This is a genomic window from Mesorhizobium dulcispinae (assembly GCF_033977345.1).
In the GTDB taxonomy this organism is placed as follows: domain Bacteria; phylum Pseudomonadota; class Alphaproteobacteria; order Rhizobiales; family Rhizobiaceae; genus Mesorhizobium; species Mesorhizobium dulcispinae.
Map to the genome: position 1 here is coordinate 46,383 of NZ_JAVIIY010000006.1, position 14,498 is coordinate 60,880.

14 protein-coding genes are annotated in these 14,498 nt (G+C 64.6%); 5 read left to right on the forward strand and 9 right to left on the reverse strand.

What is annotated here, in order from left to right; genetic code table 11:
- The first annotated feature begins 2 nt into the window (after positions 1-2).
- Complete coding sequence (bglA, locus tag RFN30_RS14970; protein ID WP_320262862.1) at positions 3-1,667, forward strand: beta-galactosidase BglA; 1,665 nt, start codon at positions 3-5, stop codon at positions 1,665-1,667.
- A 34-nt stretch (positions 1,668-1,701) separates the two neighbouring features.
- Positions 1,702-2,814, forward strand: coding sequence for an ABC transporter ATP-binding protein (locus tag RFN30_RS14975; protein ID WP_320262863.1), 1,113 nt, complete (start codon positions 1,702-1,704; stop codon positions 2,812-2,814).
- Between the two features lie 205 nt (positions 2,815-3,019).
- On the opposite strand, the gene RFN30_RS14980 is transcribed toward RFN30_RS14975, so the two are convergent.
- The 8 genes from RFN30_RS14980 to RFN30_RS15015 all read right to left on the reverse strand — a co-directional run bounded on the left by RFN30_RS14980 (position 3,020) and on the right by RFN30_RS15015 (position 10,130).
- On the reverse strand, positions 3,020-3,253 hold the full coding sequence (locus tag RFN30_RS14980; protein WP_320262864.1) for a DUF680 domain-containing protein: 234 nt from the start codon (positions 3,251-3,253) through the stop codon (positions 3,020-3,022).
- A gap of 154 nt (positions 3,254-3,407) precedes the next feature.
- The gene (locus RFN30_RS14985) at positions 3,408-3,614 is read right to left on the reverse strand and encodes a DUF680 domain-containing protein (RefSeq protein ID WP_320262865.1); all 207 of its coding nucleotides are present in this window, start codon (positions 3,612-3,614) and stop codon (positions 3,408-3,410) included.
- A 454-nt stretch (positions 3,615-4,068) separates the two neighbouring features.
- The gene (locus RFN30_RS14990; RefSeq protein ID WP_320262866.1) at positions 4,069-4,809 is read right to left on the reverse strand and encodes a ferredoxin reductase; all 741 of its coding nucleotides are present in this window, start codon (positions 4,807-4,809) and stop codon (positions 4,069-4,071) included.
- Positions 4,810-4,833: 24 nt separating this feature from the next.
- Positions 4,834-5,445: a sulfite oxidase-like oxidoreductase gene (locus RFN30_RS14995; RefSeq protein ID WP_320262867.1), complete on the reverse strand. Its 612-nt coding sequence runs from the start codon at positions 5,443-5,445 to the stop codon at positions 4,834-4,836.
- Positions 5,446-5,673: 228 nt separating this feature from the next.
- Entirely contained in the window at positions 5,674-7,221 is a 1,548-nt protein-coding gene (locus RFN30_RS15000; protein WP_320262868.1) for a DegQ family serine endoprotease, read from the reverse strand.
- Positions 7,222-7,407: 186 nt separating this feature from the next.
- On the reverse strand, positions 7,408-8,154 hold the full coding sequence (locus tag RFN30_RS15005) for an MBL fold metallo-hydrolase (RefSeq protein WP_320262869.1): 747 nt from the start codon (positions 8,152-8,154) through the stop codon (positions 7,408-7,410).
- Positions 8,154-9,320: a diphosphate--fructose-6-phosphate 1-phosphotransferase gene (locus tag RFN30_RS15010; protein WP_320262870.1), complete on the reverse strand. Its 1,167-nt coding sequence runs from the start codon at positions 9,318-9,320 to the stop codon at positions 8,154-8,156. The genes RFN30_RS15005 and RFN30_RS15010 overlap by 1 nt, the downstream gene beginning before the upstream one ends.
- Before the next feature lie 120 nt (positions 9,321-9,440).
- On the reverse strand, positions 9,441-10,130 hold the full coding sequence (locus tag RFN30_RS15015; protein WP_320263136.1) for a L,D-transpeptidase: 690 nt from the start codon (positions 10,128-10,130) through the stop codon (positions 9,441-9,443).
- A gap of 299 nt (positions 10,131-10,429) precedes the next feature.
- On the opposite strand from RFN30_RS15015, the gene RFN30_RS15020 reads away from it, so the two are divergent.
- The 3 genes from RFN30_RS15020 (at position 10,430) to xylB (ending at position 14,030) form a co-directional block, all read left to right on the forward strand.
- Positions 10,430-11,053 carry a LysE family translocator gene (locus RFN30_RS15020; RefSeq protein WP_320262871.1) on the forward strand — a complete coding sequence of 208 codons (624 nt, stop codon included), beginning with the start codon at positions 10,430-10,432 and terminating at the stop codon, positions 11,051-11,053.
- Positions 11,054-11,167: 114 nt separating this feature from the next.
- Complete coding sequence (locus RFN30_RS15025; RefSeq protein ID WP_320262872.1) at positions 11,168-12,493, forward strand: tetratricopeptide repeat protein; 1,326 nt, start codon at positions 11,168-11,170, stop codon at positions 12,491-12,493.
- An 82-nt stretch (positions 12,494-12,575) separates the two neighbouring features.
- On the forward strand, positions 12,576-14,030 hold the full coding sequence (gene xylB / locus RFN30_RS15030) for a xylulokinase (protein ID WP_320262873.1): 1,455 nt from the start codon (positions 12,576-12,578) through the stop codon (positions 14,028-14,030).
- A gap of 83 nt (positions 14,031-14,113) precedes the next feature.
- Here the strand turns inward: xylB and RFN30_RS15035 are convergent, their stop codons facing one another.
- Positions 14,114-14,476, reverse strand: coding sequence for a nuclear transport factor 2 family protein (locus RFN30_RS15035; protein WP_320262874.1), 363 nt, complete (start codon positions 14,474-14,476; stop codon positions 14,114-14,116).
- Between the last annotated feature and the right edge of the window lie 22 nt (positions 14,477-14,498).

Genomic DNA, 14,498 nt, shown 5'->3' on the forward strand with positions numbered 1-14,498 from the left:
CAATGCAATCGGCTTTGAAGGCGACTTCGAGACCAGACCCCGCGGTCGACCGCGACTGGTGGCGGGGCGCGGTGATCTACCAGATCTATCCGCGTTCCTATCAGGACTCGAATGGCGACGGCATCGGCGACCTGAAAGGCATTGTGCGGCGCCTGCCCTACATCGCCTCGCTCGGCGTCGACGCGATCTGGATCTCGCCCTTCTTCAAATCGCCGATGAAGGATTTCGGCTACGACGTGTCGGACTATTGCGACGTCGATCCGATGTTCGGCACGTTGGCCGATTTCGACGCGCTGGTGGCGGAAGCCCATCGGCTGGGCCTCAAGGTGATGATCGACGAGGTGCTGTCGCACACCGCCGACATCCACCCCTGGTTCAAGGAAAGCCGCTCCAGCAGGACCAATCCGAAGGCGGACTGGTATGTCTGGGCGGACGCCAAGCCCGACGGCACGCCGCCCAACAACTGGCTGTCGATCTTCGGCGGCTCGGCCTGGCAGTGGGACACCAGCCGCCAGCAATATTACATGCATAATTTCCTGGCCGAGCAGCCCGATCTCAACTTCCACAACAAGCAAGTGCAGGACGCGCTGCTCGACGTCACCCGCTTCTGGCTGGAGCGCGGCGTCGACGGGTTTCGGCTCGACACCATCAACTTCTACTTCCACAGCCAGGGGCTGGAGGACAATCCGCCGCTGCCGCCGGAAGAGCGCAACGACCAGACGGCGCCGGCGGTCAACCCTTACAACTACCAGGACCACATCTACGACAAGAGCCGGCCGGAGAATCTCGGCTTCCTCGAGCGCTTCCGCGCACTCCTCGACGAATATCCGGCGCAGGCCGCCGTCGGCGAGGTCGGCGACTCGCAGCGCGGGCTGGAAGTGGTGGCCGCCTACACCGCCGACGGCAAGCGCGTGCATATGTGCTATTCCTTCGATTTCCTGGCGCCGGAAAAGATCAGCGCCGCCAAGGTGCGCGCGGTGCTGGAGGCGTTCGGCAAGGTCGCCAGCGACGGCTGGTCCTGCTGGGCCTTCTCCAATCATGACGTGATGCGCGTGGCCTCGCGCTGGGCCGCCAACGAGGCCGATCCGGCCGCCTATCTCAAGGTGATCTCGGCACTGTTGATGTCGTTGCGCGGCTCGGTCTGCATCTACCAGGGCGAGGAGCTGGGCCTCGGCGAGGCCGAACTCAAGTTCGAGGACCTGCAGGACCCCTATGGCATCCGTTTCTGGCCGGAATTCAAGGGCCGCGACGGCTGCCGCACGCCGATGGTGTGGGAGGCGGCGGCCAAGAATGGCGGCTTCTCGACCGCCAAGCCCTGGCTGCCGGTGCCGGGCAAGCATCTCTCGCAAGCGGTGAACGTGCAGCAGGGCGATGCGAGCTCGCTGCTCGAGCACTACCGGCGCTTCCTCGCCTTCCGGCGCCAGCATCCGGCGCTGGGCAAGGGCGACATCGACTTCATCGAAAGCGACGGCGACACCGTCGCCTTCACGCGACGCGAAGGCAACGAGCGCATCGCCTGCATCTTCAACCTCGGCAGCAAGCCGGCCGAAGTCGATCTCGGCAAAGGCTCGCTGCAGCCCTTGCCGGGACATGGCTTTTCGGGACAAGCTGGCACCGGGCCCATCCGCCTCGGCGGGTATGGCGCCTGGTTCGGGCGGATCGACTGAGTTTGCAACGGACAATCACTGGGAGGAGGAAACCATGGCCGATGTCACGCTGGACCAGGTGAAGAAATCATACGGCAACCTCAACATTCTGCACGGCATCGACCTCGACATCAAATCGGGCGAGTTCATCGTCTTTGTCGGACCGTCGGGCTGCGGCAAGTCGACCTTGCTGAGGTCGATCGCCGGCCTGGAGGAGATCACGTCGGGCGTGCTCAAGATCGACGGCGAGGTGGTGAACGATGTGCCGCCGTCGAAGCGGGGCATCGCGATGGTGTTCCAGTCCTACGCGCTCTATCCGCATATGACGGTCTACGACAACATGGCTTTCTCGATGAAGATCGGCAAGGAAAGCAAGGCCGAGATCGACAAGCGGGTGCGCCAGGCGGCCGAAATCCTGCAGCTCACCAAATATCTCGACCGGCTGCCCAAGGCGATGTCGGGTGGCCAGCGCCAGCGCGTCGCCATCGGCCGCGCCATCGTGCGCAATCCGAAGGTGTTCCTGTTCGACGAGCCGCTGTCGAACCTCGATGCGGCGCTGCGCGTCGCCACCCGCATCGAGATCGCCAAGCTGAAGGAGCAGATGCCGAACACGACGATGATCTACGTCACCCACGACCAGGTCGAGGCGATGACGCTGGCGGACCGCATCGTGGTGCTGAAGGAAGGCGTTGTCGAGCAGGTCGGCACGCCGATGGAGCTCTACAAGCGGCCGGGCAATCTGTTCGTCGCCCAGTTCATCGGCTCGCCGGCCATGAACATCCTGCCGGCGAAGATCGAGAAGGCCGGCAACCCGACCGTGGTCAGCCATGTCGGCGACCGCAAGGCGACCGTGCCGATCGCGACGCCAGCCTCGGCCAACGGCGCCGCGGTGAGCTTCGGCGTGCGGCCGGAGGATCTCGCGATCGCGACCGGTGCGGATTATCTATTCGAAGGCAAGGTGGATTATATCGAGCAGCTCGGCGAGGTTCAGCTCGTCTATGTCGATATCGGGCGCGCCGACCTGCCGCTGGTGGCCAAGCTGCCCGGAAATGTCGAGGTCAAGCGCGGCGAGACCTTGCGGCTGAACGCCGGCGCCGGCGACCTGCACATCTTCGACGCGGACGGCCATTCCTTCACGCTGCATCGCGAGGCGGCGAAGGCCGCCTGACGCCGAGTTACGCCGTTTCGGCCAAAAAGCAGAAGATAGTCCGGCTAAAAGAAAAAGCGGCGGGCCATGCCCGCCGCTCTCTTTCGTCAACTGCTTCAGGCTGTTAGAGCAATTCCAGGAAAAGTGTGTAACGGTTTTCCGTCCGGAATTGCGTAAAAACAAATAGTTAGAGCAGTTCAGCGTTTCTGTGAAACGATGAATTGCTCTAGTTGTTGCCGAAGAGGTTGCGGTCGCTGCCCTGCGGGGCCGACTTCTGAACGTCATTCGACGAGTTCAGCAGCTTGTAGGCCGTCGAGTCGGTGCGGACCGACGAGGTGCGGGTCGTGTCTACGGCGGGGGGCGGCTGGTTGACGCCGCTGTTGCCATAGTTGTCACTGCTCGCGAAAGCTGCGCCGGAGAGGGCCAGAACGGCCGCGGCGGCAAGAACGATCTTCTTCATTTCAATTACTCCTGAATTCTTATTCTGATGCATGCCGTTCCCAAAACCGCTGCGCACTTTTGGGCGACATGCATTGGGAGGCGGCGGGCACGCCCGCCGTCCGTCTCCTGTCAGCCACGGCCCCTCATTTCCAGATCATGGCCGGCTTCGGCTGTTAGTTGTTGCCGAAGAGGTTGCGGTCGGCGCCCTGGGTGACGGGCTTCTGAGCGGCGGCTTCCGACTGGCGGGTCGAAGCCGTGTAGGAAGTGTCGACCGCGGCAGCCGGCTGATTGGCGCCGTTGGAACCGTAGTTGTCGCTCGCGGCGAAGGCGCTGCCGGAAATGGCCAGAAGGGCGGCGGCAGTAAAAACAATCTTTTTCATTTTTGGCACTCCAGTATCCTTTTTCCGTCCGTCTAGCGGCGTGTCTTGGGAATGAAAATCGCGTCGTTCGGACAGGCCCGATGTGGGTAAGCCGGCTGCCGGATGCCAATCACGAAGTTGTTCCGGCTGGACCATGAATCCACATCTTGAAATTGTTATAAGCATGCCTATCAACTATCTTTTTCGTTGCTAAATCAATATTTTGCGCGATCACGGCGCTTGGCTCACCAACTGTATCCGAGCGCCAATGTTCACCCCGTCCTGCACGCACCGTCAACAGAAACGAACCGTTCGGTTCGATTTTAGAACCTCCTAATAGTCACTTTTCGATACTGTTAACTATCTTGAGGCCGATCCGGATCCGATTCGGGGGCATTGCCGGCCGAGGCGCATACGCGGACCGACCCGCGTTGAATTCCGGGTTGAACCGGCTACGCCCCTTCTTGGAATTGCTTCAAACCCCGTAACGCTCTGTGCGAATGAGCCCTGCCGGAACGCCCGCCCCGATCAGGGCTTCAGCGGCGGCCGATACGAAGGCGTTCGAGCCACAGACATAGGCGAGCCGGGGCGCCTTCGGCAGCCGCGTCATCGCCTGCATCATCATTCGGGCATCGACGCGCCGGGAATAGTCGGAGGGGCGCCGTGCTTGCTCGCGCGTCAGCGTCAGCACCAGATCGAAGCCGTCGCGGCGGTCGTCGAGGCCGATCAACTCGTCGCGGAAGATCACCTCGTCCCAGACCCGCGCCGAAAACACCAGCGCGATCGGCGCGGCCGATTTTTGCAAGGTGCGGTGGCGCACCATCGCCATCAGGGGCACGACGCCGGAGCCGCCGCCAACCAGCAGGATCGGCCCGCCGTCGCTCGCCTCCCATATGAAATGGCCGCCAAGCGGTCCGCGCAATTCGATCTCGTCGCCGATCTCCGCCACATCGTGGAAGAAAGGCGAAACCTCACCGTCGTCGAGCCGCTCGATCGCAAGCTCGATGCCGGCGCCCGGCGCAGAGGCGATAGAATAGGAACGGCGCGCCTGATAGCCGTCCGGCGCCGTCAGCCTGACGTCGACATGCTGCCCGGCCAGATGGGTAAACGGCCGCGACGGCTGGAACCAGAAGCTGGTGACGCGCGGCGTGCACTTTTCGATGCGGGTGATCGTGGCCGTCTGCCAGGGCGACTGTGGCTGCGGCTCGGCGCTCACGGATGGCTCCTCACGGATCGCCCCTTACGGATCACTTGAATAGCGCTGCTCACGCCATGGGTCGCCATACATGTGATAACCGCGCAGTTCCCAGAACCCCGGCTCATCGCGTTCGATGAACTGCAGGCCGTTCACCCATTTGGCCGACTTCCAGAAATAGAGATGCGGCACCAGAAGCCGCGCCGGTCCGCCGTGGTCGGGAGTGATCGGCTTGCCCTCGTAAAGCAGCGCCACCATTGCCTTGCCGGTGACAAGGTCGTTGGTCGGCACATTGGTGGAATAGCCGTCGAAGGAATGCGCCAGTGTGAAGGCGCTCGGCGGCTCGATGCCGGCGTCCGCCAGGATGTCGTCGATCAGCACGCCCTGCCACGGCGTGTTGAATTTGGTCCAAGCCGTTACGCAATGGATGTCGCGGGTCATCTTGTTCTGCGGCAGGGCGTTGAACTCGGCCCAGTTCCATTTCTTGATCGGCCGCGGCCCGTGCTTGAGCGTGAAGGACCAGTCCTCGGTGCGCAGGCGCGGCGTAGGCCCCGCCGAGAGAACCGGAAAACCCTGTTCCAGATACTGTCCCGGCGGGATGCGCGCGTCTGTATCGGAAGGAGGGCGCCGTCCGGAAAAGAAGCCGCGGGTGACCATCGAGACGCCTCCAGTGACCAGGCCGCTTGCCGGCTGACGGCAGTGTTCTCGAAGACGTCCCCGCGGGCAACCGAAATCTTGCCGGCAGAGCCCGCCGGAGATGCCGGCAGGCTCCATGGAGCAATTCCAGGAAAAGTGTGTAACGGTTTTCCGTCCGGAATTGCGTGAAAACAAAGAGATAGAGCGGTTCGGCGTTTCCGTGAAACGCTGAACCGCTCTGGAAGTTTTTCAGCCGGCGGCGAAAGGCACGGCGACGAATATCTGCGTGTCGCCGCGATCGACCAGCAGCAGCACCGACTTCCTGCCGGACTTGCCGGCCTCGGCGATCGCCTGGTTCGCTTGCCTTGCGCTCTTCACCGGCGTGCGGTCGACGGCGACGATGACATCGCCGGGCTCGATGCCGGCGGCGGAGGCCGCCTTGTCCGGGTTCACACGTTCGACCACGGCGCCGCGCTGGTTGTCGGCCAGGTTGAGCTGCTCGCGGATGTCGGGCGTGAGGTCCGTCAGGCCAAGGCCGAGCGACGGCACGCGCAGGCCCTCACCGGCCGATGGCTTGCCGCCTTCGTCATTCGAGGCGGTCTTCTGGTCGTCGGCGTTGCGACCGACATCGGCCGAAATCTGCATCGCCTTGCCGTTGCGCCAGACATTCAGCGTTTCCTTGTTGCCGGGCGCGACCTCGGCGACGGCGCGCGACAGGTCCTTGGGATCCTTGATCTCCTGGCCCGCGAAGCCGGTGATGACGTCGCCTGTCTCGATGCCCGCCTTGGCCGCCGGCGACCCGTCGGTGACTTGGGCGACCAGCGCGCCGCCCGGATGATCGAGGCCAATGGCGCTGGCGACATCCGGCGTGACCGGCTGGATCTGAACGCCGAGATAGCCGTACTCGATGTCGCCGCCCTTCATCAGCTTGGCGACGACCTTTTGGGCCTGGTTCGACGGGATGGCGAAGCCGACGCCGACGCTGCCGCCGTTCGGCGAATAGATCGCGGTGTCTATGCCTATGACATTGCCGTTGACGTCAACCAGCGGACCGCCGGAATTGCCGTGGTTGATCGGCGCATCGATCTGGATGAAATCGTCGAACGGCCCGCTGTGCAGGTCGCGGCCGCGCGCCGAGACGATGCCGGCGGTTACCGTGGTGCCGATGCCGAACGGGTTGCCGATCGCCAGCACCTGGTCACCGGTCATCAGCTTGTCGGAATCGCCCCATTTGACGGTGGCCAGCGGCTTGCTCGCCTTGACCTTCAGCACCGCCAGATCGTTCTTGGCGTCATGGCCGACGAGCTTGGCGGGAAGCTCGGTGCCGTCGTCGAGCGTCACCTTGATCGAGGTCGCGCCGTCGATGACGTGATTGTTGGTGACGATGGTGCCATCGGAACCGACGATGAAGCCGGAGCCCAAAGCCTCCTGCCGCGGCGATTGCTGCTGCGGCGGCGTCTTGGGCATCGGGATGCCCTGGTCACCGAAGAACTGCTGGAAATACTGGTCGAAGGGCGAATTGCCGTCGAAGGGCGAGCCGTCGCCCGGCGCGCCGGGCTGCGCTTTCATCACGGTCGTCACGGTCACGACCGCCGGCTTGGCGGTGGCGACAACAGGTGCGAACGAGCCGTTCGGGGCGGTAATGCCGGCGACGGGCGTCTGTGTCGTGGCGACCACGTTGCTCAGGCCGGCATTGCCGGCGTTTTGCGCAAAGGAAACCACGACAGGAGAGATGATCAGCGCAGCGCCCAACAGGGCCGCGACGCGATGTCTGCGAAGAATGCTTAATGGTGACATGGTCGTTTCTGTCCGGGCGAGAGTTGATCCGGCGCCGCGGGTTCTCAAGGGACGCGCCCGTCGGCGTGTCGACGACCGGGATTGCCTGTCTCGCCATGCATGGCAGCCGGCCGGATCGACAGCCACGCATCTAGTGCGCCGAATGGTCCGAATTAGGGTTTTTGGACGACCTTACGAAGATTTAATTCAGAGGGCGCTCACGAACCGCTCTCGGCGGCGCAGGTAGGAGAACGCGATTTCGCACATCCTCGCGCGGCCGAAAATTGGGCCATGGCCGCCATGGCCGATGCGTATCGGCAGGTCGAGCAGGCGCTGCATGGTGCGGCAATAGGCAGCACGGTCCGAATCCGGCAGGTCATCGATCAGCATGCCGTCATAGATGGCGTCGCCGGCGAAGAACAGGCCGTCGGCCTCGTCGAGCAACGCGATCGAATCCGGCGAATGTCCCGGCAGATGCAGCACGCGGAATTTCCGGTCGCCGAGATCGACGATGTCGCCCTCATCGAGCGGGCGCGCCAGCGGCGCCGACGGGATCCGATAGTCCGCCGCCTTCCAGCCGGGCGCCGGCAGCTTTGATACCGCGCCGTCGAGATTGTGGAACATGTAGGCGTAGGTGACGGCATCATCCATGCCGTCGAACCGCACCGCACTTGCCTTCGGCCCCATGCGCAATGGGAATTCATGCAGCGAGCCGACATGGTCGAGATGGATATGGGTGGCGACGACGATGAGCGGCTTGCCTGCCGGCGTGTCGATCTCGGGCGCCAGCGGGCAGATGCCCATGCCGGTATCGACAAGCAGGTCGGCATCGCGACCCTTGAGATGCCAGATGTTGGCGCGCACGAAATCATGCACGAAGGGTTCGGTCAGCATCGTCGTCTGGGCGTCGACAACGGCCTTGCCGAACCAGTCGCCCACCACGAGGTCAGCCATCAGACGAAGGGCTTCCCGACCTTGTATTTCTCCGGCACCAGGCGCTTCAGATAGGCCATGCCGGCCTCGGAGAGCTGGTTGACGTCGGGCTGCATGAAATCGTCCGGCATATGACGCGTCTTGCCGGCGACGGCCTTGAGCGGCACCTTCTTCAGCACGGTCTTTGCGCCGTCATATTGCAGCGCCACCGAGCCGCCACCCTCTTCGGCGACGGTAACGGCGAAGGCGCCGGCATCGAAAGCCTCCTTGGCGTCGACGGCGCTGATCGCGCCGACATAGCCGCGCGGCATGTAGCCCAGCGCATCGACCCGCGCGCGCTTGCCCGGCAGACCCTCGGCTAAAGCCCGTTCGAGCGCCGCCGGCAGGTCGCTGCCCGACAATTTGACGTTGCCGTGCTGGTCGCGCTCGAGCTTTTCCGGCGGCACTAGGCTCTCGACCAGCGCCTTGCCGTCGGCGGTGCTGACGCCCTCGGAAACGGCGACGATGCAGCGCTTGTGGCGGTCGAGCGTCTTGCGGACATCGTCGATGAAACGCTCGGCGGAGAAGGCGCGCTCCGGCACATAGACGAGATGCGGACCGCTCTCCGGATCAAGCTGCCAGGCGGCCGCGGCGGCGGTCAGGAAGCCGGCATGCCGGCCCATGACGATGCCGACATAAATGCCGGGCAGCGCGCGGAAATCGAGGTCGACGGAGAGGAAGGCGCCGGCGACGAATTCGGCCGCCGAGATGAAGCCCGGCGTGTGGTCATTCTCCTCGAGGTCGTTGTCGATGGTCTTCGGCGCATGCACGAAGGCGATGCTGCCGCCGGCGGCGTCGGTGAGGATCTGCTGCGTGCCGGAGGTGTCGTTGCCGCCGATATAGATGAAGGCATCGGCGCCGGCCTTCTTCAGGCCATTGAGGATGACCTCGCAATAGGCGGCGTCAGGCTTGTCGCGGGTCGAGCCGAGGGCGGCGCTCGGCGTGCCGGCGATCAGCCGCAGCCTGTCCTCCGGGATGGCGGAAAGGTCGACATAATTGCCGTCGCGGATGCCGCGCACGCCATGGATCGAGCCCAGCACCTTGGCGCCGGGATGGCGTTTGCGGATCTCCAGCGTGGCGCCGACGACCGTCTGGTTGATGACGGCGGTCGGGCCGCCGCCCTGCGCGATGACGAAAGTTCCGGCCATGCTCTTCTTCTCCCAAGGCGAAGGGTTTCAGGGCACCTTCGCCTGTCTTGCGGCATCGCGCAACGGAAGAAACGGGAGCATGATCCCGAAAATGGCGGCCGCGTGGACCGCCCGAAAAAATCAGACGACGACGACCGGGTTCTTCTTCGAGACCCGGTTGTAGAGGTCGATGATGTCCTGGTTGATCAGGCGCACGCAGCCCGACGACATCGCCTGGCCGATGCTCCACCATTCCGGCGAACCGTGGATGCGGTAGCCGGTGTCCTTGCCGTTCTGGTAGATGTAGAGCGCGCGCGCTCCCAGCGGGTTGGTGAGGCCGCCGGGTTGGCCGCCCTGCCATTTCACCAGCTCCGGCTTGCGCTGGATCATCTCAGGCGGCGGCGTCCAGACCGGCCACTCGCGGCCATACTGGATGTTGGCGCGGCCCGACCAGCGGAAGCCGTCCTTGCCGATGCCGACGCCGTAGCGGATGGCGTCGCCGCCGGGCTGAACCAGATAGAGCATGCGTTCCTGCAGATGGACGACGATGGTGCCGGGCGCCTCGCCGGTCTTGTCGACGACGATCTGGCGGCGGAATTGCGACTTGACCTTCTGCCAGGGCACGGCTGGCACCTGGAATCCGCCGTCGGTCAGCGAAGCATACATCACGTCCGGACCGGTGATGTTCTTGTCGACGCTGATCGCCGGGCGGATCGGATGCACTGAGCCGGTCGTGGTATCGTCGAGCTGCAATTGCGGCAGATCGAGCGTCTCGGTGGTGCTGCAGCCGGCCATGCCGAGCAGCGCCATGGCGCCCATGCCGGAAAGCATGGCGCGGCGGGAGAGCGGAATTTCGGTTTCGACAGTTTCGCCGTTCGAAGGCGGCGGCAGACTTTGCGGCAACTCGCGCATACACCAAACCCTACACTGTCGGCGGGAAGCACGGTCCGGCCGAATGGCAGGCATTTTCGGCAGTCATGGTTGAAAAAGCGTGAAAGCCGCCGGGCGGGGCTTAACCCTAACGGCCCGTTACCCCCGCTGACGGACGCTGCGAGATTTTCTGCACGCCCTCTTTACAATCGCGACGACCCCAGGATTTATCCTGTTCTTTGCGCTCAAGGAGTAAGGAAATGTCCTTCGAAAACTGGGCTGCCTTCGCCGCCGCCTCCACCATCCTTCTCGTCATCCCGGGCCCGACAATCCTGCTGGTCGTCTCCTATGCGCTGGGCCAGGGCTGGCGCACCGCGCTGCCGATGGCGGTCGGCGTCGCGCTCGGCGACTTCACCGCCATGACGCTGTCGATGCTGGGCATCGGCGCGCTGCTTGCGGCTTCGGCCACCGTGTTCACCGTGCTCAAGGTGATCGGCGCCGGCTATCTGATCTATCTCGGCATAAAGCTGTTCCGCGCCGGCGGCGCGCTGAAGGCCGAGCCGCGCACCGACGCGGTGTCGGCGGCGAGGATGATGGCGCATGCCTGGCTGGTGACGGCGCTCAACCCGAAGAGCATCACCTTCTTCGTCGCCTTCCTGCCGCAGTTCCTCGACCGGCACGCCGATTTCTGGACGCAGATGCTGATCTTCGAAACGACCTTCCTGGCGCTCGCCTTCAGCAATGCCTTCGGCTATGCGCTGGTGGCATCTAGGGCCCGCGCCATCGTGCGCAACCCGAGGGCGATCCGCATCTTCAACCGCACCGGCGGGACATTGCTGGTCGGCGCCGGCATCGCAACGGTGGCGATGCGCTCGGGGAATTGAAGCGGCGCATAGCGCGGTGGGCCGAAGCACTGTCGGCCACGGGTTGGCGGCTTGGATGGCGATGCTCTAGGATCGGGCTCCGAACAGCCGATTACTGGCATCGAAGGACACTCAATGGCGCTGAAGGACGTATTCGGCCTGGCTTACTCAGGCGCGACCGAAGCCGGGCTTTCGTCCTACGCCAGAGCCGTCCGTGAGCTGCAGTGCTTCATCGGCGACCCGGTCGCCGCAATCGACCGCGCCATCGCCGACGACCCCGGCTTCGTGATGGCGCATGTGTTCAAGGGCTATCTGTTCGGACTGGCCACCGAGCGGGAGGCCATGGCGGCCGCGCGATCCTGCCATGAAGCAGCGCTGCCGCTTGCCGGCACCACGCGTGAACAGGCGCATGTCGCGGCGCTTGGCCATCTCGCCAATGGACGCTGGCATGAGGCCGCCCGCGTCCTCGAGGACATCGCGATCGACAATCCGCTCGACGCGGTGGCGCTGCAGGTCGGACACCAGATGGACTTCTTCACCGGCAATGCCCGCATGCTGCGCGACCGCATCGGCCGAGCGCTGCCGGCCTGGCAGAAGGGCATGCCGGGCTATCACGCCGTTCTCGGCATGCAGGCCTTCGGGCTGGAGGAAATGGGCGACTATGCGCGCGCCGAAAGCTTCGGCCGGCAGGCGATCGCGATCGAGCCGCGCGACGGCTGGGCGCAGCACGCGGTCGCGCATGTCATGGAAATGCAGGGCCGGCAAAGAGACGGCATCGCCTGGATGCGCGCCAACCCGGATGCTTGGACGAAGGACAGCTTCCTCAAGATCCACAATTGGTGGCATCTGGCGCTGTTCCACTACGACCTCGGCGAGACCGACGAGGTGCTCAAGCTCTATGACGGACCGATCTACGGCGACCGCTCGACGCTGGCGCTCAACATGGTCGATGCCTCTGCCATCCTGTGGCGTCTCAATCTCGGCGGCGTCGATGTCGGCGACCGCTGGGCAGCACTCGCCGCGAACTGGATGCCGAAGGCTGCCGCCGGCAACTATGCCTTCAATGACGCGCATGCGATGATGGCCTTTGTCGGAGCCGGGCTGGAGGGGCCGGCTAAAACGCTGATCGAGGCGCAGCGTGAGGCGATGCGCGGCCATGACGACAACGCCGCCTTCACACGCGATGTCGGTCAGCCGCTGACGCTTGCCATCAAGGCATTCGGCGCGGGCAACTATAAGGAAGCCGTGCGCCTGATCAGACCGATCCGGTCGATCGCGCACCGCTTCGGCGGCAGCCATGCGCAGCGCGATGTGATCGACCTGACGCTGATCGAGGCCGCGCTCCGCGCCGGCGACGGCGCGCTGGCGCGGGCGTTGACCGCCGAGCGCCGGCTGGCGCGGCCGGACAGCCCGCTGTTGGCGCTGTTCTCGCGACGCGCTGCCGATTTGTCAGAGAATTGACCCGAGGCGGATCTTGGCATAAGAACTGGCCAAGCCAGATTTTTTCGAGATCCGAAAAAATTAATGGCAGTGGGAGGAAATCATGTATCTCGGCCTCGACCTGGGCACCTCGGGCGTCAAGGCGCTGCTGATCGATGATCGTCAGAACGTCGTCGGCTCCGGCCATGGCTCGCTCGACGTGTCGCGCCCGCATCCCGGCTGGTCCGAGCAAGATCCGGCGCATTGGATCGAGGCCAGCGATGCGGCGATTGCCGAGCTCAAGGCTTCCCATCCGAAGGAGCTCGCGGCTGTCAAAGGCATCGGCCTTTCCGGCCAGATGCATGGCGCCACCTTGCTCGACGCCTCGGACAAGGTGCTGCGCCCCTGCATCCTGTGGAACGACACGCGCAGCCATGTCGAGGCGGCGGTGCTCGACGCCGACCCGCGTTTCCGCAAGATCACCGGCAACATCGTCTTCCCGGGCTTCACCGCGCCGAAGCTCGCCTGGGTGAAGAACAACGAGCCGGCAATCTTCGCCAGGGTCGCCACGGTGCTGCTGCCCAAGGACTATCTGCGGCTCTGGCTGACCGGCGAGCACATTTCGGAAATGTCGGATTCGGCCGGCACGTCCTGGCTCGATGTCGGCGAGCGCCGCTGGTCGGGCGAATTGCTCGCCGCGACATCGCTCGACGAAAAGCACATGCCGTCGCTGGTCGAAGGCACGGCGAAGGCCGGCGCCTTGCGCGCCGAGCTCGCCTCGAAATGGGGCGTTGCGGCCGGCATCCCGGTTGCCGGCGGCGCCGGCGACAATGCGGCGTCGGCCTGCGGCATGGGCACCGTCGGCGCCGGGCACGCTTTCGTGTCGCTCGGCACGTCGGGCGTGCTCTTCGCGGCCAATGCGACCTACCTGCCCAATCCGGAAAGCGCGGTGCACACCTTCTGCCATGCGCTACCCAACACCTGGCACCAGATGGGCGTCATCCTGTCGGCCACCGATTCGCTGAACTGGCTCTCAGAAATCACCGGCAAAGGCGCCGGCGAGCTGACCGGCGAGCTCGGTGAAACACTCAAGGCGCCGACGGGCGTCTCTTTCCTGCCCTATCTCTCCGGCGAGCGCACGCCGCACAATGATTCCGCCATCCGCGGCTCCTTCACGGGGCTTGCGCATCAATCGAGCCGCGCCGTGCTGACGCAGGCCGTGCTGGAAGGCGTCGCCTTTGCCTTCCGCGACAGTCTCGAAGCGCTGAAGACGGCCGGCACGACGCTGACCCGGGTGACCGCGATCGGCGGCGGCTCGCGTTCGCGCTACTGGCTGAAGGCGATCGCTACTGCGCTTCAGGTGCCGGTCGACATCCCGGCCGACGGCGATTTCGGCGCCGCCTTCGGCGCGGCGCGGCTCGGCCTGATCGCCGCGACCGGGGCAGATCCGCTTGCCGTCTGCAGCGCGCCGGCGACCGATGCCACGATCGAGCCGGAAGCCGGGCTTGGTGGGGCCTATGCTGATGCCTACCAGCGCTATCGGGCGCTCTATCCGGCGATCCGGGCCGTAACCGCGTGAGTATGCGCGAGGCACCCCCCTCTGCCCTGCCGGGCATCTCCCCCGCAAGGGGGGAGATTGGCAGCTTCGGCGCCGCCAAAACCTCACTGCGCCGGCACCTTGTCGAGGAAGCCGGTGACGCTCTTCAGGCGGCCGTTCTCGATGACGCCGATATCAGTGCCTTCGATGACGGACTCCGCGCCTTCGGGTCCGAGATTCCACGAAAAGCGGATGCGGTCGGCGAAACCATCGGGCTCGCCCTTCAGCGAGAAACGGAAGCCGGCAAAGCGCTGCTGCAAGCCGTCGATAAGCGCTGCGATGCCTTCATGGCCATCGCCCTGCATGACCGGGTCGCGGTAGCTGACGTCGCTGGTGAAGGCTGCCTCGAGCAAAGCCTTACGGCGCACCGAGTCGCTCTCGTTCCAGGCGGTGATGTAGTTGCGGGCGATCTTGTTGAGGTCGGTCATGGTCTTCATCCTTGGTTGGATC

Bases quoted from the DNA above. Each gene is read 5' to 3' on its own strand.
- bglA (WP_320262862.1), top strand. From the start codon at position 3: ATGCAATCGGCTTTGAAGGCGACTTCGAGACCAGACCCCGCGGTCGAC.
- RFN30_RS14975 (WP_320262863.1), top strand. From the start codon at position 1,702: ATGGCCGATGTCACGCTGGACCAGGTGAAGAAATCATACGGCAACCTC.
- RFN30_RS14980 (WP_320262864.1), bottom strand. From the start codon at position 3,253: ATGAAGAAGATCGTTCTTGCCGCCGCGGCCGTTCTGGCCCTCTCCGGC.
- RFN30_RS14985 (WP_320262865.1), bottom strand. From the start codon at position 3,614: ATGAAAAAGATTGTTTTTACTGCCGCCGCCCTTCTGGCCATTTCCGGC.
- RFN30_RS14995 (WP_320262867.1), bottom strand. From the start codon at position 5,445: ATGGTCACCCGCGGCTTCTTTTCCGGACGGCGCCCTCCTTCCGATACA.
- RFN30_RS15000 (WP_320262868.1), bottom strand. From the start codon at position 7,221: ATGTCACCATTAAGCATTCTTCGCAGACATCGCGTCGCGGCCCTGTTG.
- RFN30_RS15005 (WP_320262869.1), bottom strand. From the start codon at position 8,154: ATGGCTGACCTCGTGGTGGGCGACTGGTTCGGCAAGGCCGTTGTCGAC.
- RFN30_RS15010 (WP_320262870.1), bottom strand. From the start codon at position 9,320: ATGGCCGGAACTTTCGTCATCGCGCAGGGCGGCGGCCCGACCGCCGTC.
- RFN30_RS15015 (WP_320263136.1), bottom strand. From the start codon at position 10,130: ATGCTTTCCGGCATGGGCGCCATGGCGCTGCTCGGCATGGCCGGCTGC.
- RFN30_RS15020 (WP_320262871.1), top strand. From the start codon at position 10,430: ATGTCCTTCGAAAACTGGGCTGCCTTCGCCGCCGCCTCCACCATCCTT.
- RFN30_RS15025 (WP_320262872.1), top strand. From the start codon at position 11,168: ATGGCGCTGAAGGACGTATTCGGCCTGGCTTACTCAGGCGCGACCGAA.
- xylB (WP_320262873.1), top strand. From the start codon at position 12,576: ATGTATCTCGGCCTCGACCTGGGCACCTCGGGCGTCAAGGCGCTGCTG.
- RFN30_RS15035 (WP_320262874.1), bottom strand. From the start codon at position 14,476: ATGACCGACCTCAACAAGATCGCCCGCAACTACATCACCGCCTGGAAC.